General features: G+C 29.6%; 22 protein-coding genes and 2 pseudogenes. 7 read left to right on the top strand and 17 right to left on the bottom strand.

The annotated features are described in order from the left end of the window. Positions 1-64: 64 nt before the first annotated feature. The 4 genes from JG553_RS06185 to JG553_RS06200 all read left to right on the top strand — a co-directional run bounded on the left by JG553_RS06185 (position 65) and on the right by JG553_RS06200 (position 2,796). Positions 65-1,060, top strand: coding sequence for a DUF4352 domain-containing protein (locus tag JG553_RS06185; RefSeq protein WP_000070653.1), 996 nt, complete (start codon positions 65-67; stop codon positions 1,058-1,060). 75 nt (positions 1,061-1,135) lie between these two features. Next, complete coding sequence (locus JG553_RS06190) at positions 1,136-1,762, top strand: hypothetical protein (RefSeq protein WP_000669046.1); 627 nt, start codon at positions 1,136-1,138, stop codon at positions 1,760-1,762. 40 nt (positions 1,763-1,802) lie between these two features. Then, positions 1,803-2,147 (top strand): DUF3969 family protein, encoded by a 345-nt coding sequence (locus JG553_RS06195; protein WP_000627551.1) that lies wholly within the window; start codon positions 1,803-1,805, stop codon positions 2,145-2,147. 97 nt (positions 2,148-2,244) lie between these two features. Further along, positions 2,245-2,796 (top strand): SAV1803-related protein, encoded by a 552-nt coding sequence (locus JG553_RS06200; RefSeq protein WP_000414205.1) that lies wholly within the window; start codon positions 2,245-2,247, stop codon positions 2,794-2,796. Positions 2,797-3,013: 217 nt separating this feature from the next. On the opposite strand, the gene JG553_RS06205 is transcribed toward JG553_RS06200, so the two are convergent. From JG553_RS06205 to JG553_RS06225, 5 genes and pseudogenes are all read right to left on the bottom strand, one after another. Then, positions 3,014-3,655 carry an ImmA/IrrE family metallo-endopeptidase gene (locus JG553_RS06205; protein WP_000494956.1) on the bottom strand — a complete coding sequence of 214 codons (642 nt, stop codon included), beginning with the start codon at positions 3,653-3,655 and terminating at the stop codon, positions 3,014-3,016. 113 nt (positions 3,656-3,768) lie between these two features. After that, a pseudogene (locus tag JG553_RS06210) lies at positions 3,769-3,948 on the bottom strand (DUF1433 domain-containing protein); the annotation flags it as partial. A gap of 7 nt (positions 3,949-3,955) precedes the next feature. Beyond that, positions 3,956-4,132 (bottom strand): hypothetical protein, encoded by a 177-nt coding sequence (locus JG553_RS06215; protein WP_000375476.1) that lies wholly within the window; start codon positions 4,130-4,132, stop codon positions 3,956-3,958. Between the two features lie 10 nt (positions 4,133-4,142). After that, positions 4,143-4,526 carry a hypothetical protein gene (locus JG553_RS06220; protein ID WP_000070812.1) on the bottom strand — a complete coding sequence of 128 codons (384 nt, stop codon included), beginning with the start codon at positions 4,524-4,526 and terminating at the stop codon, positions 4,143-4,145. A gap of 603 nt (positions 4,527-5,129) precedes the next feature. Further along, positions 5,130-5,273: a transposase gene (locus tag JG553_RS06225; protein ID WP_001549059.1), complete on the bottom strand. Its 144-nt coding sequence runs from the start codon at positions 5,271-5,273 to the stop codon at positions 5,130-5,132. Between the two features lie 202 nt (positions 5,274-5,475). Between JG553_RS06225 and sprA1 the strand changes: the two genes are divergently transcribed. Further along, on the top strand, positions 5,476-5,571 hold the full coding sequence (gene sprA1, locus JG553_RS06230; RefSeq protein ID WP_001801861.1) for a type I toxin-antitoxin system Fst family toxin SprA1/PepA1: 96 nt from the start codon (positions 5,476-5,478) through the stop codon (positions 5,569-5,571). A gap of 122 nt (positions 5,572-5,693) precedes the next feature. Beyond that, positions 5,694-5,795: a hypothetical protein gene (locus JG553_RS06235; RefSeq protein WP_001791893.1), complete on the top strand. Its 102-nt coding sequence runs from the start codon at positions 5,694-5,696 to the stop codon at positions 5,793-5,795. Here JG553_RS06235 and JG553_RS06240 read toward each other — a convergent pair. From JG553_RS06240 to splA, 12 genes and pseudogenes are all read right to left on the bottom strand, one after another. After that, a pseudogene (locus JG553_RS06240) lies at positions 5,773-5,955 on the bottom strand (transposase); the annotation flags it as partial. The gene JG553_RS06235 and the pseudogene JG553_RS06240 overlap by 23 nt on opposite strands. 187 nt (positions 5,956-6,142) lie before the next feature. Further along, the gene (locus JG553_RS06245; protein WP_001037045.1) at positions 6,143-6,520 is read right to left on the bottom strand and encodes a DUF1433 domain-containing protein; all 378 of its coding nucleotides are present in this window, start codon (positions 6,518-6,520) and stop codon (positions 6,143-6,145) included. A gap of 519 nt (positions 6,521-7,039) precedes the next feature. Then, positions 7,040-11,152: an SMEK domain-containing protein gene (locus tag JG553_RS06250; RefSeq protein ID WP_000831218.1), complete on the bottom strand. Its 4,113-nt coding sequence runs from the start codon at positions 11,150-11,152 to the stop codon at positions 7,040-7,042. Positions 11,153-12,001: 849 nt separating this feature from the next. Beyond that, positions 12,002-13,201: a restriction endonuclease subunit S gene (locus tag JG553_RS06255; RefSeq protein WP_000072624.1), complete on the bottom strand. Its 1,200-nt coding sequence runs from the start codon at positions 13,199-13,201 to the stop codon at positions 12,002-12,004. Further along, a complete protein-coding gene (locus tag JG553_RS06260) occupies positions 13,194-14,750 on the bottom strand; it encodes a type I restriction-modification system subunit M (RefSeq protein ID WP_000028669.1) in 1,557 nt (518 codons plus the stop codon). The genes JG553_RS06255 and JG553_RS06260 overlap by 8 nt, the downstream gene beginning before the upstream one ends. A gap of 163 nt (positions 14,751-14,913) precedes the next feature. After that, a complete protein-coding gene (locus JG553_RS06265; RefSeq protein WP_001791797.1) occupies positions 14,914-15,048 on the bottom strand; it encodes a hypothetical protein in 135 nt (44 codons plus the stop codon). Between the two features lie 64 nt (positions 15,049-15,112). Beyond that, positions 15,113-15,832 carry a serine protease SplF gene (splF, locus tag JG553_RS06270; protein ID WP_001038688.1) on the bottom strand — a complete coding sequence of 240 codons (720 nt, stop codon included), beginning with the start codon at positions 15,830-15,832 and terminating at the stop codon, positions 15,113-15,115. Positions 15,833-15,982: 150 nt separating this feature from the next. Continuing rightward, entirely contained in the window at positions 15,983-16,699 is a 717-nt protein-coding gene (gene splE, locus JG553_RS06275) for a serine protease SplE (RefSeq protein ID WP_001038759.1), read from the bottom strand. Between the two features lie 157 nt (positions 16,700-16,856). Then, positions 16,857-17,576 (bottom strand): serine protease SplD, encoded by a 720-nt coding sequence (gene splD / locus JG553_RS06285; RefSeq protein ID WP_001038704.1) that lies wholly within the window; start codon positions 17,574-17,576, stop codon positions 16,857-16,859. 120 nt (positions 17,577-17,696) lie between these two features. Further along, entirely contained in the window at positions 17,697-18,416 is a 720-nt protein-coding gene (gene splC, locus JG553_RS06290) for a serine protease SplC (RefSeq protein WP_001038867.1), read from the bottom strand. A 57-nt stretch (positions 18,417-18,473) separates the two neighbouring features. Further along, positions 18,474-19,196 (bottom strand): serine protease SplB, encoded by a 723-nt coding sequence (gene splB / locus JG553_RS06295; protein ID WP_001039447.1) that lies wholly within the window; start codon positions 19,194-19,196, stop codon positions 18,474-18,476. Positions 19,197-19,320: 124 nt separating this feature from the next. Beyond that, a complete protein-coding gene (gene splA / locus JG553_RS06300) occupies positions 19,321-20,028 on the bottom strand; it encodes a serine protease SplA (protein WP_001039435.1) in 708 nt (235 codons plus the stop codon). Positions 20,029-20,991: 963 nt separating this feature from the next. On the opposite strand from splA, the gene JG553_RS06305 reads away from it, so the two are divergent. Then, a complete protein-coding gene (locus JG553_RS06305) occupies positions 20,992-21,558 on the top strand; it encodes a DUF4888 domain-containing protein (protein WP_001092763.1) in 567 nt (188 codons plus the stop codon). Positions 21,559-21,672 lie beyond the last annotated feature (114 nt).

Below are 21,672 nucleotides of genomic sequence, written 5' to 3' on the forward strand. Positions count from 1 at the left end.
ATTCAAATTGTATTTAGCTTTATGCACTAATCACATAGTAAATAATGAGGGAGATTTTTTAGGCATGAGCAATCAATTCAAAAGCGAAGAAGAGCGAAGACAATGGGAACAATTCCAAGCTTTCCAAAATCAACAAAACCAACAGAACCAGCAATACGGACAAAAGAAATCTAAAAAAGGATGGTTCTGGGGCTGTGGTGGTTGTCTAGTATTATTTATTTTAATTATCATCGGTATTTCAGCTTGTACAGCTGGTATTACAGGTAACCTTGGCGGAAATAGTTCTAAAGAAACGAACAAAACCCATAAAATCGGTGAAACTGTTAAAAATGGCGACCTTGAAGTCACTGTAAATTCAGTGGAAACTATGAAATCTGTAGGACCATCTCTTGCACCAACAAACGCTAAAGGTATATTTGTCGTTGCTGATGTGACGATTAAAAACAAAGGTAAAGAAGCGTTAACAATTGATAGTTCAATGTTTAAGCTAAAATCCGGTGATAAAACATTTGAAGCAGATAATACAGGTTCAATGTCTGCTAATCAAAGTGACAATGGTAGTATAGAAAATTCATTTTTCTTACAGCGTATAAATCCAGATAGCACTGCTCAAGGTAAAATTGTTTTCGATGTGTCAGAAAACATAGCCAACGCAAAAGATAAAAAATTAGAAGTTATTTCTAGTTTATTTAGCGTCAAGAAGATTACATTTGATTTATCCGATGCTAAAAAAACATCAAAAGCTAAAAAAGACAAGCAAGATACAGAAGTAGCTGTTGCGAGTTCAAATAGCGATAATGTAAGTTATGAAGCTTCGGCTACTACACCTGCTACAACTTCTAGTGCGGATACTGATTCTGAAGATAGCGAAAAGTCTAGTAAAGATGAGGATAAGCAGAATGCGTCTAAAAGTGATAAATCTAGTGTAGAAAAAAGTGAATCTAATGAGGAAACTGCTCCTGTAGAGCCCATGCCCCATAGCAAACCTACCACTAGTGAAGCACCACCTAGCCAAAATATTCACAATGAAGATAGCATGTACGACGCTTCAACAGAATAAAATTTCAGGGTAGCTCGGCTACCCTTCTTTTACGGAAAAATTAATTATACATAATCAAATCAAGGAGATAAAAAAATGAAATTCAAAGCTATCGTTGCAATCACATTATCATTGTCACTATTAACTGCCTGTGGTGCTAATCAACATAAAGAAAATAGTAGTAAATCAAATGACACTAATAAAAAGACGCAACAAACTGACAACACTACACAGTCAAATACAGAAAAGCAAATGACACCACAAGAAGCCGAAGATATAGTTCGAAACGATTACAAAGCAAGAGGCGTTAATGAATATCAAACATTAAATTATAAAACAAATCTTGAACGAAGCAATGAACATGAATATTATGTTGAACATCTAGTCCGCGATGCAGTTGGCACACCATTAAAACGTTGTGCTATTGTTAATCGACACAATGGCACAATTATTAATATTTTTGATGATATGTCAGAAAAAGACAAAGAAGAATTTGAAGCATTTAAAAAGAGAAGCCCTAAATACAATCCAGGTATGAACAATCATGATGAAACAGATGGTGAGTCAGAAGACATTCAACATCATGACATTGATAATAACAAAGCAATTCAAAATGACATACCAGATCAAAAAGTCGACGATAAAAATGATAAAAATGCTGTTAATAAAGAAGAAAAACATGATAATGGGGCAAATAATTCTGAAGAAACTAAAGTTAAATAATGGCATACTTTGATTAATCGTAATTTTTAGGAGAAACGCTATGATAACATTTGAGAATATACAACAACTTGAGAAATACACCTTAATGACTATGCATGGTCTTTTTAATCAACTTAAACTCGGCATTATTTCAATCGAAAACGCAGAGCATACGCTTTTTACACCTTATATGTTGGAAACGCTCTCTTCCCTAGGCGTGAAAGACAGCATTGTCGATTTAATTCATAAAGGGACTGAATTAGAAGACTTTGCGGCATTTAATTTATCAATTGAAGACACAGTTACAGTCTGTTTACAAAGAACTGAAGAACTATTAAAACAATACAAAAATGTGGAATTCAATGACAAAATATTAATCAATTGGCGTATTATACAAGAGAAATAGACATATAAAAGTCGAATGTAACTACGTGAGTATTGATTTTATTCTTTGTAAATTACAAGCATTTCATATTATAAAGTTTGAAAAGAGGTATATTGAAATGGAGAAAAATGAATATATAGCTAAATATAATGAATATAGTCAATTATTAGACGCTACATACTCGCAAGCTGTAGCATACCTTTTAAGTAAATATGGCGCTGTAACCGATGATTATTATAAAGAAAAATCATACACGCGATTTTTAAATGGAGAAATCAAAAGTATTTCAAAAGGAAAATACACTAGAGCTAGCGAAGGATTATATTGCCATCATATAAGCGAGGACAAATTCCAAAATCTATCTGATCTAAGATTCATTTCCAAATTTAAGTACTCATACGACGTTCAAAAGAAAGAAAACTTAGTGTACTGTGATCTAATCGAGCATTTAATTTTACATGCAATTATTACAAAAGAATCCCATGGCCAATTTGGTGTAGCTGGATTATGTCAAATGATCAAACCAACAGTCATTGATTGGTACATTGGCGAATATAATCCAAAACCAGCATGGATGCAAGCCACCAAAGCACGTGCCTATTTGCCTGGAATATTAGTAGAGAAATTACTCATTAAAATTGACGATATGTTAAAAGGAATAGAAATATAAGATTTCCTTGAGTCTAGATAAATGATTAATGTAGATTTATTTTTTGCTGTTGAGATTTTGTTATAGATGTTTAAACCTGTAATTAAATATATTTTATAAAATAGACCACGCATACCTATCTATAAACGGACAATGTTTATAAATGAGTTTGCATGGTCTTGAATTGTATTAAATTTCTTTTGGTTTTAATAAATCGACTAGATTTTCACAATATTTATCAAATATGTATTCCTAAATTATACAGCCTTAATCCAGCAGCTACTTTCGAAACTTCCAACTTAGTTGATATAAGGTTCAATAGTTTGTTTCGTTCTTTTTCAGATAAACCAGAACTTAAATTGATATTATTGACTTCATAAAAATTATAGACTAATGCCTCTATTTGCTTTTTAGGCATAAGTAAGTCGACTGAAAACTGATTTACGTCGCTTTCATAAATCATTTCATGTAAATTCTTTAGACTATTATCGTTACTATCTCTCATTAAGTCTGTATTTTTAAATAAATAACGGCCCAATTCACGAGCTATTGAAAATCTTGTATTATTAATCGAGTGATTATTATTAATATAGATTGTTCTTCCACTTAAATAACCCGAAGTATTACCCTCCATTTTAATATATCTAACATTTAAATTAAGTTGAAATAATAGCTTGTCTATGTCAATAGCAAAGTGTTCAGAAGTAATAAAAAGTTGATCCATTTTGTCCTTTATAAATGCCTGAAATAATCGAACTATTTTTGATTCTAAAATATCTTCATAATGAACTTTCTCAATAACTTTCAATTGATTCCCCACCCTAACTAAAAAAATCGAACCTACATCATTTAATAAATTTATAACTATAGGTGTAAACATTATTAAAATAAAACCCCTCTACTACTATATGTAACGAAGGGACATGATTTCAAAATAAAATACCTTTTTTATAAATTTATTATAATATTTTTCATTATACTATACAACCGAATCTAATCTAACGATCCTGAAAAGAAAAATAACGGCGGTTCCGCTTCATATTCATTTTTGTCCAAGTGTTCTTTTTCAATTATTTGATTGACGGTTTTCCAATTTTTTACTTCATGCTCTTTTAAAAAATGGCTATGAAAAATTCTATCCCCATAGATTTCTTCATAGCCAATGCTAATTTGTTTCATGTCATTTCTTTAAAATTCCTAAAAATATATAAACTAAAAGCATAAGTAACACAGCAAAAATTGCCGAATATATAATTATTGAAAAAGCATTGCTTTGCATTGGAACTAAATAATTTAAAGTACAAAATAATAATAATGCTAAAATTCCAACTTTAAGTGAATATTTTAATCTATCCATAAAATCACCCTTACTGATATCCCCATTTTTCTCCTGTCAGAACGTATTCCCCGGCTGCATACTTTTTAGTTTTTAATTTTATATATATTCCCTTACTAGTATCAATATTCGATGCAGCTATAGATCCAAGGAAACCACCAACACCTGCGCCAACTAAACCTCCTGTTAGTGCAGAAATAACGCTAATAGCCCCCGCACCTAAAGCAGCTATTGTTTTTGTATATGCAGAAGAAAGATATAATGTTGCAGTATCTTTACCTGTTTCTACATATTGAGTTTTACCCGCTCTCAATTGGTCTTCAGCTTTATATTTTTTTATTTCTTCTTTTGTAAATATATCTTCCAGTTTATAACCTTTTTTCTCAAGTTCATCAAATAAATTTTGGTTACTCAAATATATTACCTTTGCTTGAGAATGGTCTAACTTATCTTCAGCATGAGCTACATCTGAATTATAAGATAATGAAATTGGACTAACAAATAATACACCAGCAGCTAATAATAAAGATTTTTAATTCGTTTTTCATTAGTTTCTTTTAGATGATTTTTGTATTTAGATTTCGTATAAACAGAAACTAGATTTTTTCATGATCGACCTATCTTTTGTCCAGATACAGTGAGACCCTTGTCATTTAAATGATTTTTAATTCGTCTTGTACCAAAGACTTTTCTATTAGAATTAAAAATATTTATGACGGCATGTTCTATGTTTGAATCATCTTTAGTGATTTTATTATCTTTTCTTTTTATAGAATCATAATAGGTACTTCTTAGTATTATCAGGACTTTACACATTGCTGATACTGAATATTGATGTGCATTCTTTTGAATGACTTCTATTTTTGCCCCATAATCAGCGCTACTTGCTTTAAAATATCGTTCTCCATTTTTAAATGTTGAACTTCTTTGCGTAATTTAATCAGCTCTTTTTCTTCATCCGATAAGTTATCTTGGTGATTGAATGTACCCGTGTTTTGATGTTGCTTTATCCATTTTCCTACATTTTATAACCGCCATTTACAAACGTCGAAGGTGTGAAATCATACTCGCGTATAATTTCATTCCTAGGCTTACCATTTTTATATAATCTAACCATTTGTAACTTAAACTCTGAACTAAATGATCTTCTTTCTCTTGTCATAATAAAATCGCCTACTTTCTTAAATTAACAATATCTATTCTCATAGAATTTGTCCAATTAAGTGTAGACGATTCAATCTATCAGCTAGAATCATATAACTTATCAGAAGCAAGTGACTGTGCTTGTATATTTGCCGATGATATAATAGTAGAGTCGCCTATCTCTCAGGCGTCAATTTAGACGCAGAGAGGAGGTGTATAAGGTGATGCTTATTTTCGTTCACATCATAGCACCAGTCATCAGTGGCTGTGCCATTGCGTTTTTTTCTTATTGGCTAAGTAGACGCAATACAAAATAGGTGACATATAGCCGCACCAATAAAAATCCCCTCACTACCGCAAATAGTGAGGGGATTGGTGTATAAGTAAATACTTATTTTCGTTGTCTTAATTATACTGCTAATTTTTCTTTTTGTAAAATATGCAAGGTTTTAAAGAGAAACATCAAGAACTAAAAAAGGCTCTATGTCAAATTGGACTGATGCGTTCAATATCCGAAGTTAAGCAACTAAACATTGCTTAACTTCCTTTTTACTTTTTGGAGCGTAAAGTTTTGAACATAATAATATTCGATTGCGCAAATGATTGTAACTTCCATAACCAAAAGATGTACGTTTAATTAATTTTATTTTGTTATTTATACCTTCTAAAGGACCATTTGATAAATTGTAATAATCAATGGTTACACTATTAAAAGTGTCACAAATTCTTATGAATCTGGCATAAACTTTGAATTAACTAAATAAGTAAGAAAACCTCGGCACTTTATCATTTTAATAGTGTCGAGATTTTTATAGATACTACAAATATTTATAACATAGTTAAACTCATCTAATGACTTATATTTTTGTTTCATCACAATATGAACAATTATTTATTGGACGTATTTTGCTCTTTTTTTATTTCAGAAACTGACTTAGGATTTTTATTAAATTTTCTACCCAATTCATCTGTATAAGAAATATCGGTATCAAATTGAAAATCATCAACAGATCTTATACCAGCTGTAAATGATAACTTTTTATCATTATTTATATAACCACTAATAGAATAACCATCCATTGGGTTTTCTTTAAAATTAGCGAAGCTTATATTTTTATAACCTTTCACATTGTACTTCATATAAATCGTTATTCTTTCTTTTTGTTCATCATAATATTTCTTTTCGTCATATTTCATCTTCAAAAAGATTCCGCCTAGAATCAATATTAAAATTATAATTACAATCATAAGATATTTTTTATTCAAAAATCAATCTCCTTTTCATTGTACTTATTGACGAACATTTTGAATAAATTAAGCATATTGAGTTTTACGATGATTGTATAAACGTTACAACCCATATGATTGTTGGTTTTAACATTAGTCAATTTTTCTTTCTTATAATCTTAAATCATGATTTGGTTTACTTTAACACTTAAATAATTATATTTTTATCCATTCTATTCATAACATTTATTCAATTGGACCTGAAAAGAAAAACAACGGTGGTTCCGCTTCATATTTGTCAATAGCGGTTTAAGATTGGCGTGTTTTAAATACTTAATCACTTTCAAAATCTTTTTAGTCAGTATGATTCTTCTATAATCTTAAAGATTTTCATATTATAATATTACACATTTTTTCGAAATCTTATTTAAACTTATTTACTAGTTTCCTTGTGGATTGTTGGTTGTGTTTTAGAAATTCACGTCACAAGTTCAATATAAATATTGTTTTTTTACTTTTTATAAAAGTTTGAGCGGTGGCATAAATATATAGATAAATCTAAAAATTACGCCTAATTTTTGACATGTCATTCTTAATTATTTTCTTATTATATTTGCCATCGTCATAAAAAACATTGTACCACCATTCTTGTCTATCTCGAAGAGAAATTTTTTCTAGATATATTTTCCATCCAATAGACAATTTTTTAGTATTAAGAAAGTTTAATAAACTTTCTTTTTTAATAAGTAAACATTCATTATCAAATTCGAGTAATTTAGAATTAATACATATTGTTTCACCAAATTTAGTTTTCCATACTCCTTCTTCCGTTTGTATTAATGAAAAATAATCTACTATTTCTTTACACGGAATATAAAAACTTATTGATTTGTCCTTAACAGAATAATCTAACTCCCAAAAATATTCATAAATAGCTGGACATAATTTACCATCTGATTCAGTTAAATATCCCTCTTTATAATTTTTATAAGCTTCGCTCCAATAATATTCATATAAATATATACTATGTGCTCGAGGAATATTAATACCTCTATCATAATTATTTTCATAACCTTTGATAATTTCATTACTATCTTCTTTATTATAAAAATATCCCATCGCTAAGAAATAACATGAGTCTCTATCTTCAAATGGTATTTCTTTCTCTCTCTTTTCAAAATTAAACTTTGAGCTTAAACATATATATCTATGATTGTCTATATCTATTTCTAAAAATAATTTTGTTTCATCAAAAACTTTGGTATTTTTTACCCATTCATTCGATTGATGCGAAGGAAGTGGTGAGGGTACTAGTATTTTTGATTCTTTATCAATTTCAAGTAATAGTAAAGTAGGATCAATATCTCTAATATAATCATCCCATAGTCCAGAATATTGAACATCAGGAAATTTATCTACAAGTTTAGCTAAAATTTCATAGTAAGCAATCCATTGATATTTTTTGCTAATTCTTTCAATTGAATTATTAAAGTTATCATAACGATTAACCCACATATCAAATTCACCATGTAATTTTGCATCATAACCCATTTCAAAAATCCTCATTAATGCTATATTACTTAAGTCTTGATCACTTTTAAAACCCTTTACCCAGTTTCGTACAGCATAACCAAATACATATCTGCCAAAATCGCCATATGCCCCAGTTCCTCTTCCATATTCCGTTGTCATTGAGTTTTTAATTTTATCGATAGAAAAATGTAAATGGCTATCTAATTTGTTTTTTAAAGATTTTATGTAATCGTCTATATTTAAATTCGAATATTCTTTTTTATACCAATTACTTTTATAAGGTGGCCTAATTTTTTCTAAATTTATATTAGATATATCTTTTGATAAACTAATATATTCAATTGTTTGCCTAGCATAATCTCTCATTAAAATATGAGGATATACCATTTCTTTATCAAATATTTCTTCATAAATATAATTAGCAATCTCTATATGTATTTCACAAATGTCGATTCGAAGTGTCGCCCCTAAAACAGAAGCATATAATCTTTCGACTATATATGGATCATTGTTATTTTCAAATAATTTTAATAAACCAATAATTTTAGTTGGAAATGTTTTGAATAATTTTACTAAAGATTTAGTACCGAGATCTCTTAATTTATTATTAGTTGCAGAAAATATCCACGTTAAAAAAATCATATATTTTTCCGCAGTTTCTTCATCTAATTTCTTATAGTTACTAAATAGCCAATTAATAATTTCAAAAACCTTTTCATTATTTATAGATATATATTGAGTCCATAAAAAATCTCTTTTTCCTAAATTGCATTGTTTCAATAATTTATGTAAAGCCCAAATATTTAACGGATGGTTTTTTTGAGGCATTTTTATTAATAAGACATCTAAAAAATTATTTCTAAATGCATCATAAGGAATAACATTATCGGATATATAGCATTTAGTATGTTTACTTATGCTACCATCTTTTCTCCATACTAAACTATTTATAAAAGAATATATCATGTTATAATTGTTTTTAAACTGTGGAAATACTTCAAATAGCTCTATATTAAATTCATTTGCTAATTTAATAAAAAGTTCATTAATAAGACCTCTATTATAAGATAAATCGTCTTCCTTTTGAAAATACCTTGTCACTTTTTCATCTGACTGTAATTTAGTTACTAAATCTCTTTTATCAACATTTCTATATTTCTCTAAAAGGTATTCTGATAAAAAGTAATCTCCCATACGCTCATACGAAAAATAAATAATCATTTCACCTTTATAGCCAGTATTTTTAATTAATATATTTTCATCTATTAGCGCTTCTAAAAATCTATTTGACTTTTGAACATACTCTTTAGCTATATTATTAACAACAGTATAGGATTCCTCATAATTTAGTTGATTAAATTCTGAGTCGTTCATTAATTCAACTAATCCTTTTATTACTTTTTGTACAACATTAATATTTTTATCAAAATCAAATTTATCTTCCTTAGATAAATTAATATTTACTGTCTTAAGAACATTTGTAAATAGCTCTGCAACACTTATAGTTTGGTCAAATTCCTTAAATTTATTTACACAGTACTCACACATTAGTTTTAAAAATAATGGATTGTTGAATTCTGGATTTAATATAGGTAACTTAGGTAGCTCTAATCCATAAAAATCACAAAAAGATACAATTGGATTATAGTTTTCTTCCTTACTAAAACCTTCATGCTGAAATACTACAATATTGTTATCTTGTATTGCGTTTTTGGGTAATATAACATCTTCAAAAGGGGTTCTAATAGAAAATATTAAAGCTATATTAGAATACTTCTTTATATGGTTGATAAAGCTTTGAAAATAATTTCCCCATAACCTTTTACCTTCACCTTCATTAAGCGCATCAATAATAATAAAAGCTCTTTTTTTTGTTTCTTTGGCCTTATTACTTATTGACCTTAAAAAATTATCAACAGAATTTGTAACTTCTAAATCATTAAGTATTTGATGCCATGGATCTTCATTTTTAGTAAAAAATTGTCCCAAAAACAGATAAATAATATGATTTTCATCTCTAAGTTTTTTAGATAGATGCGCTAAAAGGTGTGATTTTCCTATGCCAGCTTCACCTTGAACTAGCAAATAAGGATAAAACAAGCATTCTTTACATGTTTCTTTTAAATACGTTTGATATTTTAATAATACTTTTTCGATTTTACTCATATAAGTTTGAAGTTCTAATTTTTCATTCTCACTTATTTTGTATATATTACATTCATTATGTTCTGTCAGAAAAATATAAGGGTCAATATTAATTTCGTCTATCAATTCATAAATTTCACTTAAGTATTTTTTCTTTTCTTCAAACTCTTCTTCCAGTTCCAAATAATTATTGACTGATTGTTCTAAATTAGAGAATATTTTTTTGAAATTCAAATAAATATTCTTTGCGTATTTTGATTTCATCTTATCTAAAATATCATTTTCGATATAACCTTTTAATTCTTTTAGATATGAAATATTAGTATATTTAAAATTATTGGTAATAGAAATACCTTCTATAATTTTATTATTAATAGTATCGACATCATTATTCGCAGTATATCGTGAAGCTAAATTCGATATATTAAATTCTAATTTTTCATTAATAAATTCTTCTTTTAAATATGACAAAGAATCTTCAAATAAAAGCGGAGATAATTCTTTTTTTAATAATTCAATAGCGTGATCTTGCTTATTTATGTTTAAATTCAAAAACTCTTCGCATAAGTCTTGAGTTAAAATAATATCTTTTTTACTATCGAATAATATATTATGTGGATTTGAAAAATTCTTATTTTTAATATTATTATTTTGATTTCCAATAAATATAAACTTTAATCGATAACCTTCTTCCATTTTATTTGTTAAATACTCTTTTTTTAGAGTGTCCTCTATTTTTTGCTTTTTACACGTTGCGGTAACTTGAATAATAATTTTATTCGTATTATCTATAAGATCAAATGCTGGTGCATTTTTTTGTTTTTTATTATGATTCTCAAGTGAATACCCATATACAATATTTAACAGGTCTCTAAAAAAATATTCGGAATATATATGATTATTTAAAATATTTATCTTTCCTAGTTCTTCAATCTTAGTATTAAGTCTAATTAGTGTATCAAGAAATTTTTCTTGATTCGTTGATCGTTTCAAGTTTTAAGTCTCCTTTTAAAATGAATATTTCACTTCTTATAACTAATATTTAAACAAAATGATCACATAATAATATTTAATTTACAATATGCCACTACAGTGTCAACATTTTATAAACACTATTCATTTGAACATGGTCTAAAACGAATAGGACATTGTAAATGATTAAATAGTCTGTCTCTAGTTGATGTATATGGTCATTTGTTATGCAGATAATAATTAATCTAATTAATTTTTACGTTTTAGTTACTTGGTTGTGATTGAGGCTTTTTGTATCTAGTTGTAATATTCTCCTTTTTTAGAATCATAATAGGTACTTCTTGAAATTTTTAGAACTTTGCACATTGCTGATACTGAATATTGATACGCATTTTGTTGAAAGACTTCATTTTTTGTCTCAAAATTAGCACTGCTTGCTTTAAATCATCATTTTACATTATCAATCGATGTTTTTCTTTGCGTAATTTTATTAACTCTTTTTCATCACTTGTTAAAATGTCTTGATGATTGAATGACTCAGTATTTTGGTTTTGTTTTATCTAATTTGAGAAAGTTAATGATGTTAGATCATATTCTCGTATAATTTCGTTTCTAAGCTTACCATTTTCATAAAGTTTAATTATTTTAATTTAAATTATTTACTAAAAGCTCTTCAGTCTCTTGTCATAATAAAATCGCCTACCCTCTTAGTTTAACAATGTCTATTCTCATAGAATTTGTCCAACTAAATGTAGACGATTCACTAAACTTCTAAAAAAATAAACCCCAAATTATAATAGTCTCAATATTAATATATTACAATTTATTCATAGGATTTTTATCATTTCAATTAATAGGTTGTTATCAGGGTTAAATAAACATTTTTTGTAATAGTCCTTTTTTACGTTCTTTTAATAACTCAATTCTATTCATTTGATTATTCATTTTATTGTCTATAGATTTTAACAATGCACTTACTTTATCTTGTTCAGTGAGACAAGGTATTTTAAGATTTATATTGCATAAGTTCGCATGAGTTAATTTAGCTGGTGCATTACCTGTGACAAATGCTCGTAGTTCTTTAAAATTTAAATAATAATTCATAAAAAACAAATTATGATCATTACTTTTAACTACATGCGCATGATTATTTACCCAGTATTGCCCATTAGCAATAAAGCTACTCGTCTCAAACTGCCCCCATTTTGCACCATCTTCTCCTATTAGTAATCGTTCTTCATTATTGAATAAATAATCTTTTACGTAATCAATAATTCCAGTTGCACCATAGTAAGGGTATAACCCCTTTTCTCTTAATGAAGAAGTAATTGGTTTTCTTCTATTATTTTCAAAGATAAAGATGTCTTTTATGAATTTGTTTTCCCACTCTGGATATTCTTCACCATTCTCATCTTTGAATCGCAATTCTTGTGTGAAGATTTTCTGCATATAGCCTTTTTTCTGTTGTTGAAGCAATTCAAGTTTTTGTTCTTCTAATTCAATTTGTCGGTCGAGTTTGCTGAAGAACTTGCCTATTTTTTGCTGTTCTTCAAATATAGTTGGGGTGAAGATTTTTAAATTAGCAATTTCTTTGAAGTTTAGACCTTCTCGACTACCTCCACTTTGTGCAAGGAAAATTTTCCTTTTACCTTTTCTTGATAATAGATACTGTCCAAAAAAATTATAATAATACTCTTTTTTCAATCTAATAATACATACATGTTGATTTAAATTAGCATGCGTTTCAACTATCGAATTAATGGCTGTTCTACCTATTGATGCTCCTGTAATATTTAAAAGAACATCACCATAGTACGTTCTACTATTTTTCATCTCATCATCTATATCTTTACTAATATAAACTAAGTCATTAAGATTTAATTTACCATTTCTAATATTTTGACTCCTTAAAAATGGTATGCCTTTGTTTGTATAGTTTTCACTTCCACCTTTGGGAGTCTTTCCACTACCTATTTTGGTAGTAAGATTCCCTAACTTCTTCTCTTCCCATTCGCCTTCAAATCCTGGGAATCTCAACTCTGGCACATTTTTCGTTTGTGTATTACTCATCTTTCAACACCCCAAGTTCTTTCAGGTATGCATTGATTTCTTGTTCAATTTCTGCGATTTCTTTGTCGATATTTTTCAAATCTTGTTGGACTTGATCTAAATCAATTGGTGCTTCTTCTTCGAATGTATCAACATATCGCGGTATGTTTAAGTTGTAATCGTTATCGGCGATCTCTTGTAATGTCGCGCTGTAGCTATATTTATCAATCGTTGCTTTACGCTTATATGTGTCTATAATACGTTCGACTTGGGCATCGCTTAAATGGTTTTGATTTTTTCCTTTTTCAAAATCATTGGATGCATCGATAAATAGTACGTTGTCGTCTTGTTGGCGACATTTTTTAAATACTAAAATACATGTTGGAATACTTGTCCCATAGAAAATATTGGCTGGTAACCCAATCACGGCTTCTAAGTAGTTCTTTTCTTCTATTAAATAGCGACGAATCACACCTTCTGCGGCACCACGGAATAATACACCATGTGGGAGTACGACTGCCATGGTACCTTCATCGTCTAGGTAATGTACCATGTGTTGAATAAAGGCAAAGTCTGCTTTGGATTTTGGCGCAAGCTTGCCGTAACCACTGAATCGTTCATCATTTTCAAATTTTGAATCTGCTGTCCATTTCGCACTGTATGGTGGGTTCGCAATAACCGCATCAAATGTATTGCCTAAAAAGGCTGGATTTTCCAATGTGTCATCATTACGGATCTCGAAGTTCTCATAACGCACATCATGTAATAACATATTCATGCGTGCTAAGTTGTATGTAGTATTGTTACGTTCTTGTCCGAAATAACGATACACTTGCGTTTCTTTACCAACACGTAACAACAATGAACCGGAACCACATGTTGGGTCGTACACGTGACGTAATTTATCTTTACCGTCTGTGACAATCTTCGCCAGTATCTTAGATACTTGTTGTGGTGTATAGAACTCGCCTGCTTTTTTACCCGCTGTCGCCGCAAAGCGCCCGATTAGGAATTCATATGCATCACCTAACATATCAATTTCCATGTCACTGTGAACGAATGGTAAGTCGTCAAGATTAACCATGACTTTAGAGATTAAAGCAGTACGTTCTTTGACATTGTTACCTAGTCGCGTTGAACTCAAATCCATATCGCTGAACAGCCCGATAAAGTCATTTTCACTTTCTTCACCTAATGTAGATGTTTCAACTTTGCGAATCGCCGTCGCTAGATGTTCTATATCGAAATCTTGCGTTTCAATTTCACGAATCATCGCACTGAATAAATCTTGTGGCTCAATGAAGTAACCGACTTGATCAATTAATTCTGCTTTTAAGTCTTCACGATATTCTTCATCTGCCCATGCTTCTTGATACGTGATGTCTTCACCTGACAAGGCATCTGCATATTCTTGTTCGGCTTTTTCAGATAAGAAGCGATAGAAAATCAAGCCTAAAATGTAATTACGGAATTCACTCGCATCCATGTTCCCTCTTAAATCATTCGCAATCGACCATAATTTTTTATGTAATTCAGCTTGTTGCTGACGTTGTTTTTCAGTAATAGACATGTGATTCCTCCGCCTTTGCATAAGTAATTTATCTCTTTGTGTAATAGATTTATTATAACATTTGGTTATGTTGCGATGTTGATAATTTGGATGTTGGTGGTGGAAATTTTGAGTTTTAGTGGCGCAATTGTTATTGAAAAATTTTATAGAAATGTTGTAGCTTTCAAATGCTTTCAAAATCATTTATATTCTTAATGATGTCAAAAAGTTGTTCATTCATACATAAATAAAACCAATCAACAATTGAGTTGGTGAAAATCAATCGTTGATTGGCTTTGATGCATATTAAATAATGCAATATATATTAATAAATGTTAGTTATAGTATATTTTGTCAGGATTGGGTGAATGTCTAAGTTTTAATTATTTATCTAAATTATCTGCAATGAATTTCTTAATTTCAGGAGAGAAATAAACAGCAAATCCTCTTGTGCTTTCACCTGATGGCTTATTACCGGCATAGATTACACCAATAGCTTCGTGTTTACTATTTAATATAGGTGAACCAGAGCTACCAGGCTGAATAATTGCATCCGATGACACTATATTCCCATTCACTGATAATACTTTACCAGTTGATTCATACATTTGTAGTTTATTTCCATTAGGATTTGGATAACCAATGACTGATATAGGTTCATTTTCTTTAGCTTCTGATGCTATATTAAATTTACTAGTGAAATCTTTGAATTTTCTACCTTTTGGTTGTGTTGATTTTTCTTCAACTTGTACAACCGCAATATCTTCTTTACCAGGATAATCTACAATCTTAGTAACTTTATAAAGTCCACCACCGTTATTATAAAAACCATTAGGATGTGCTTTGATTTCATCACCGACTTTCATGTGATAGGTAACATGTTTATTGGTAATGATTGTATGATTTCCAACTACAAATCCTGTTCCAGCGCCCATCCATGTAACACCACTGTATGGTGCAACATTTGTATTTGTAATTTGTTTAACAGTATTTTCGGCTTTGGCTGTTTGTTGAATACCTTCAACCATTGTTGTGCCGACACCAGTTATTGATGTTAAAATCGTCAATGCTGCAATACTTTTGATGATTATATTTTTATTCATTTTTCTGCTCCTCTAAGTATTTGTATAATTATAATGTTAGCTTTTTGAAGTTTTATTTTTTTTAATCATTTCGAATAAATGGAATCACAGAGATGATTTGAATTGTTGAGTTTGTTGTTAATTTTTAAAATCATTTATCTATGTAAGGATTTATTTATCTGTGTTATCTGCAATGAATTTCTTAATTTCAGGAGAGAAATAAACACCATATCCTTTTGTACTTTTATTTCCAGGGCCGTTTCCACCAAAGTGAACACCTACAACTTCGTATTTACTGTTAAATACAGCTGAACCTGAGTTGCCTGGTTCTACGAAAGCATCAGTAATAATCATGTTGCCTTTAACTGACAGCACTTTTCCTGTTGACTCATACATTTGAAATTTATTTATATATGGTTCTGGATAGCCAACAATTGAAATGCGTTCATTTTCTTTAGCTTCTGATGCTATTTTTAAAATGCCTGTGTAATCTTTAAAATTCCTGTTTTTTGGATGAACAGCTTTATCTTCCACATGTAGAATGGCAATATCTTCTTGACCTGAATAACGGACAATTTTTTTAACTTTATAAAATCCGCCATTATTATATTCACCATTGGGATGCGCTATAATATGTGCACCAATTTCCATACCTGCAACGACATGCTTGTTGGTAACAATTGTATTTTTACCGACAATGAAACCTGTTCCAGATCCTATCGAAACGACACCATTGTATGGTGCTACATTAGTATTTTTGATTAGTTTCACATTATGTTCAGCTTTAGCCGTTTGTTGAATACCCTCAACCACTGTTGTGCCGACGCCAGTCACTGATGTTAAAATCGTCAATGCTGCAATACTTTTGATGATTATATTTTTATTCATTTTTGTGCTCCTCTAAGTATTCGTATAAATATAAGGTTAGGTTTTTGAAGTTTTATTTTTTAAATCATTTCGAATAAATAGAATCACAGAGATGTTTAAAATTGTTGATTTTGTTGTTAATTTCTAAAAATCATTTATCAATGTATGGATGGATGATTTATTTATCTAAATTATCTGCAATAAATTTCTTAATTTCAGGAGAGAAATAAACAGCAAATGACCTTGTACTTTCACCTGTTGGTTTATCACTAGCATACATAACACCAATTGCTTCTCGCTTACTATTTAATATAGGTGAACCAGAGCTGCCAGGTTGGACAACCGCATCAGATGTCACTATATTTCCATTCACTGATAGTACTTTACCAGTTGATTCATACATTTGTAGTTTATTTCCATTAGGATTTGGATAACCAATGACTGATATAGGTTCATTTTCTTTAGCTTCTGATGCTATATTAAATTTGCTAGTGAAATCTTTGAATTTTCTACCTTTTGGTTGCGTTGATTTTTCTTCAACTTGTACGACCGCAATATCTTCTTTACCAGGATAATCTACAATCTTAGTAACTTTATAAAGTCCACCACCGTTATTATAAAAACCATTAGGATGTGCTTTGATTTCATCACCGACTTTCATGTGATAAGTAACATGTTTATTGGTAATGATTGTATGATTCCCAACTACAAATCCTGTTCCAGCGCCCATCCATGTAACACCACTGTATGGTGCAACATTCGTGTTGGTAATTAATTTCACACTATTTTCTGCTTTGGCTGTTTGTTGAATACCATCAACCACTGTTGTGCCGACACCAGTTATTGATGTTAAAATCGTCAATGCCGCAATACTTTTGATGATTATATTTTTATTCATTTTTGTGCTCCTCTGTTTATTCATGATGCTTTTGATATAGACGTTTTTTTATGTTATATTCGACCGATGTTTTTCATTAAAATTATTGAACACATGCTCATGGTGTATATTTAAATTTGTTTATTGTTCAATGTGCTTTTGAATAAAATCTTTGATTTGAGGCGTAAAGTATACGGCACCATTATATTCAGAACCAATTTTTCCAATACCGCCATACACCACACCTATGACCTCATTGTTAGAATTTAGAACTGGTGATCCTGAATTCCCGGGTTCAATGTATGCATCAAAATTTAAAATATTGTCTTTGATTCTTTTTATAGTTCCTGTAGATTCAAACTGTTTAAAACTATTTTGAGCAGGTAATGGGTAACCAATAACTTTAATTTTGTCATCAACTTTAGCATCTTTCGCAAAATTGAATGCTTGGACATTTTCATTAAAATTAAAGCCTTTTGGTCCACGTTCGACTGCTTGTTCTTCAATATTCATGACAGAGATGTCTTCATCACCCGGATAATCAGAAATGCTTTTAATTTTATATATACCACCATTTCCTTTGTCACCGTTTGGATGGGCAGTAATTCTATCGCCAACTTTATAATCTTTTGATACATGTTTATTGGTGATAATTGTATTTTTTCCAATTACAAAACCTGTCGCATCTTTAAATGAAACGACGCCATTATATGGAAAAATATTTGTATCTTTAACTTGCGTAACATTCTTCTCTGCATTTGCTATTTGTTGTGTCTCTTCAACGACTGCAGCATTTATTCCAGTTACTGAGGTTAGAATGGCTAATGCTGCCATGCTTTTAATGACTATATTTTTATTCATTTTCAAGCTCCTTTACAATTCGAGATATGTTGCAACGCTCGTTTAAAGTCAATTTGTTTATTTATCTATGTTTTCTGCAATGAATTTTTTAATTTCTGGTGTAAAGTAGACGCCATATGCATTTCTGTTATCATCATTTTTTACATCAGAAGCAAAATGAATACCAACTAATTCGTTGTTGCTGTTTAATACAGGTGATCCAGAGTTTCCGCTTTCAGTATGCGCTGAATATACAATACTGCTACCTTCTACTGACATCACAGGGCCAGTTGACTCATATAAAACATATTTATTTTTGTATGGGTGTGGATAACCAATCACTTTAATTCGCTCACCAGCTTTAGCCCCTGCCGCATATTTGAATGGCGTTACATTATCATTAAAATTAAAGCCTTTTGGTCCACGTTCTATTGCACGCTCTTCAACTTGAATGACTGATACATCTTCTTTACCTGGATAATTAATAATCTTTTTAATCGAATAAATACCACCATTACCTTTATCACTATTTGGATGTGCAGTAATACGATCGCCCACTTTGTAATTTTTCGACACATGTTTATTTGTTAAAATAGTATTCTTTCCAACTACAAATCCAGTTGCACTTTTAAAAGCAACTACACCAGTATATGGAAAAATATTAGTATCTTTAACTTTTGTGACATTATTTTCTGCTTTGGCAGTTTGTTGTACTTCCTCAACCAATGTTGTTCCAATACCTGTTACAGATGTTAAAATTGTTAATGCTGCTAAACTCTTGATGACTACGTTTTTGTTCATTTTAAGTTCCTCTCTTTTAATTATTTTGATATCTAGATACATAATTCAGTATATTTAGTTAATTATGTAACCGTTTTCTTAATCACTCTTTAAAAAATCAACTTCACGAATGAATTGATGATACTTATTTTTCAATATTATTTTGAATAAATTCTTTTAATTGTGGTGTGAAATAAACACCGAAATTCTTTTCAGATTCATCTTTTCCACTACCTGCATATAAAATACCAATCAGTTCATGTTTAGAATTCAATACAGGAGATCCTGAATTACCTGGTTGTGCATACGCATCAAATTCCATAAACGTTCCACTGATATGGTTAATCGTTCCTGTCGATTCAAACATTTTATATTTTGTTTGTGCACCCTTTGGATAACCAATAACAGAAATTCTATCTTTCACTTTTGCTCCGTCTGCAAATTTTGTATAACTAACGTTCTTATTAAAATTCAAACCTTCTGTACTTGTTTCATGAACATGAACTATCGCAAGGTCTTCTTTTCCGGGATATTCTACAATGTCTTTAACGTCGTAGTTTCCTCCGCCTTTACCTTTACTCGAATGATGTGCTGATACTCTATTTTTAAAAATATCATTACTTTTAGCGATATGTTTGTTAGTTACGATTGTATTTTTACCAACAACTACACCAGTACCACCCACAAATGCTACCACTGAATTGTATGGTTCCTTAGTTGCATCGGTAATTTCTTTGACATTCTTTTCTGCTTTGGCAATTGAATGAGGCTGATTAGAAATATTTTCAGCAAAACCAAGAGATGTTAAAATAGTTAAAGCAGTTAAACCTTTAACCATTACATTTTTATTCATATTTTACCTCCTTCCAAATTTATTTTTATAGTTAATGTATCTAGATACACATTTACTATATACATTTTAAATAAAAATATTAATTAAATATTAATTAACCACTTATTAACGTTTTATTAAATTATTTTACATGAATTGACTCATTTATTTAAATATGCTTAAAACTCAATATCACGCAATTAAAATTGACTTTTTAGGATTATTTTGGTCTTAAATATTAATTATTGAATTAAAATTGTAATATTTATTCGGAAATTAGGTGATTGAAAATATATGGCGGAATGGTGAACAATTCATGTATTTATAATCTTTCACTTTACTATGTATTGTGTTTAACAACATTATTAGCGATTAGTTCCCCTATTATTTATGACAATATGCAGTCAATCAATGAAACATGTATGTATGAGTATATTTGGAACTAGTAATGTATTGTTAAATATTGAAGATGATTGAATTATGGAATTTTTTTCGAGATATGTTATTTCGGGGATCAGATTTTGCGATTTTGCCTTGGATAGAGTAGTTGCGATTTGTAAATACGTTTTTCAGGTTCGATTCAATTTCGTTGTTAAGATAATATGGATTAGTTTCACTGACATGTTGATGCATGTCTTTTTTGTTCTGATAAAGTATAAAATGTTTACTTAACATTACTTAGTATGACACCTGCTAATTCAAACATTATTTGAGACATTCTTTTCAAATTAATTATAAATTTTTACCTATAGACTAGTTTGATATTTATCTACATCTCAAAATTCTCATCAACAATCTTTCACATCCAACATTTTTACTTTAGTTTTTATAATTCAAAACAACAAAACTATGTTAAAAAATTATTCTATTTTTTAGTTAATAGATAGTTAATACATTTTTGATATTTAGTTAATTGTTCTTTTAAAAAATTATTATTATATTTTCATTGTAAACGTTTACAATATAAAAAAAGGAGCAATAAAAATGAATACAAAATTTTTAGGTAAAACATTAGTAGCAAGTGCTTTAGTATTAACAACATTAGGAACAGGCTTACATTCTTCATACTTAGGATTAGATACAAATAAAGTTGTTAAAACGGCTAAAGCAGAAGAAAAAATGACAGATGGTCAATTATGGAAAAAAGTTAAAGATTCATTACATGATTCTGATATTATTTTAAGTAACGAGTACGAAACAATCAACGTTACTTATTTATTAAGCAATGGATATTCTAGCAGCGTTTCTGCTCCTGGAAATGATGATGGAGGCCATCTAACACAATCTATAGACTTTAAAGGATTAAAACAAATTGATTTAACTAAGGAAAATGTCTACGATGACTTTAACAAAAAGCTAGATGCTAAAAATACATGGAATTCTCTAACCGAGAAGTTAAAAGGTCTTGGTTTACTACAAAATGGCCAAAAAGTATCTATTTATTCTTCAGATAGCTCTTCTCCAGTCTCGGGTAAAGTGGGAGAAGGAGTAACTAGTGGTGGCGAAAATACTCTAACTAAACGCTTCATCAACAAAATCACAATTGATTAAACCTTAAACTCAAATTTCCTTAATTCATAAAACATTAATAACTAACCCTTTCTTACAAACCACCTAGCCCATAATATATTAAAACGTCATTTTTATTTCAATTAGCGGAAAATA

This window comes from Staphylococcus sp. T93 (assembly GCF_016743875.1).
Lineage (GTDB): Bacteria > Bacillota > Bacilli > Staphylococcales > Staphylococcaceae > Staphylococcus > Staphylococcus aureus.

What these genes read in the sequence shown, in the direction of transcription:
- JG553_RS06185 (WP_000070653.1), top strand. Translation starts at nt 65, where the DNA reads ATGAGCAATCAATTCAAAAGCGAAGAAGAGCGAAGACAATGGGAACAA.
- JG553_RS06190 (WP_000669046.1), top strand. Translation starts at nt 1,136, where the DNA reads ATGAAATTCAAAGCTATCGTTGCAATCACATTATCATTGTCACTATTA.
- JG553_RS06195 (WP_000627551.1), top strand. Translation starts at nt 1,803, where the DNA reads ATGATAACATTTGAGAATATACAACAACTTGAGAAATACACCTTAATG.
- JG553_RS06200 (WP_000414205.1), top strand. Translation starts at nt 2,245, where the DNA reads ATGGAGAAAAATGAATATATAGCTAAATATAATGAATATAGTCAATTA.
- JG553_RS06205 (WP_000494956.1), bottom strand. Translation starts at nt 3,655, where the DNA reads ATGTTTACACCTATAGTTATAAATTTATTAAATGATGTAGGTTCGATT.
- JG553_RS06215 (WP_000375476.1), bottom strand. Translation starts at nt 4,132, where the DNA reads ATGGATAGATTAAAATATTCACTTAAAGTTGGAATTTTAGCATTATTA.
- JG553_RS06225 (WP_001549059.1), bottom strand. Translation starts at nt 5,273, where the DNA reads ATGACAAGAGAAAGAAGATCATTTAGTTCAGAGTTTAAGTTACAAATG.
- JG553_RS06235 (WP_001791893.1), top strand. Translation starts at nt 5,694, where the DNA reads ATGCAAGGTTTTAAAGAGAAACATCAAGAACTAAAAAAGGCTCTATGT.
- JG553_RS06255 (WP_000072624.1), bottom strand. Translation starts at nt 13,201, where the DNA reads ATGAGTAATACACAAACGAAAAATGTGCCAGAGTTGAGATTCCCAGGA.
- JG553_RS06260 (WP_000028669.1), bottom strand. Translation starts at nt 14,750, where the DNA reads ATGTCTATTACTGAAAAACAACGTCAGCAACAAGCTGAATTACATAAA.
- splF (WP_001038688.1), bottom strand. Translation starts at nt 15,832, where the DNA reads ATGAATAAAAATATAATCATCAAAAGTATTGCAGCATTGACGATTTTA.
- splE (WP_001038759.1), bottom strand. Translation starts at nt 16,699, where the DNA reads ATGAATAAAAATATAATCATCAAAAGTATTGCAGCATTGACGATTTTA.
- splD (WP_001038704.1), bottom strand. Translation starts at nt 17,576, where the DNA reads ATGAATAAAAATATAATCATCAAAAGTATTGCGGCATTGACGATTTTA.
- splC (WP_001038867.1), bottom strand. Translation starts at nt 18,416, where the DNA reads ATGAATAAAAATATAGTCATTAAAAGCATGGCAGCATTAGCCATTCTA.
- splB (WP_001039447.1), bottom strand. Translation starts at nt 19,196, where the DNA reads ATGAACAAAAACGTAGTCATCAAGAGTTTAGCAGCATTAACAATTTTA.
- splA (WP_001039435.1), bottom strand. Translation starts at nt 20,028, where the DNA reads ATGAATAAAAATGTAATGGTTAAAGGTTTAACTGCTTTAACTATTTTA.
- JG553_RS06305 (WP_001092763.1), top strand. Translation starts at nt 20,992, where the DNA reads ATGAATACAAAATTTTTAGGTAAAACATTAGTAGCAAGTGCTTTAGTA.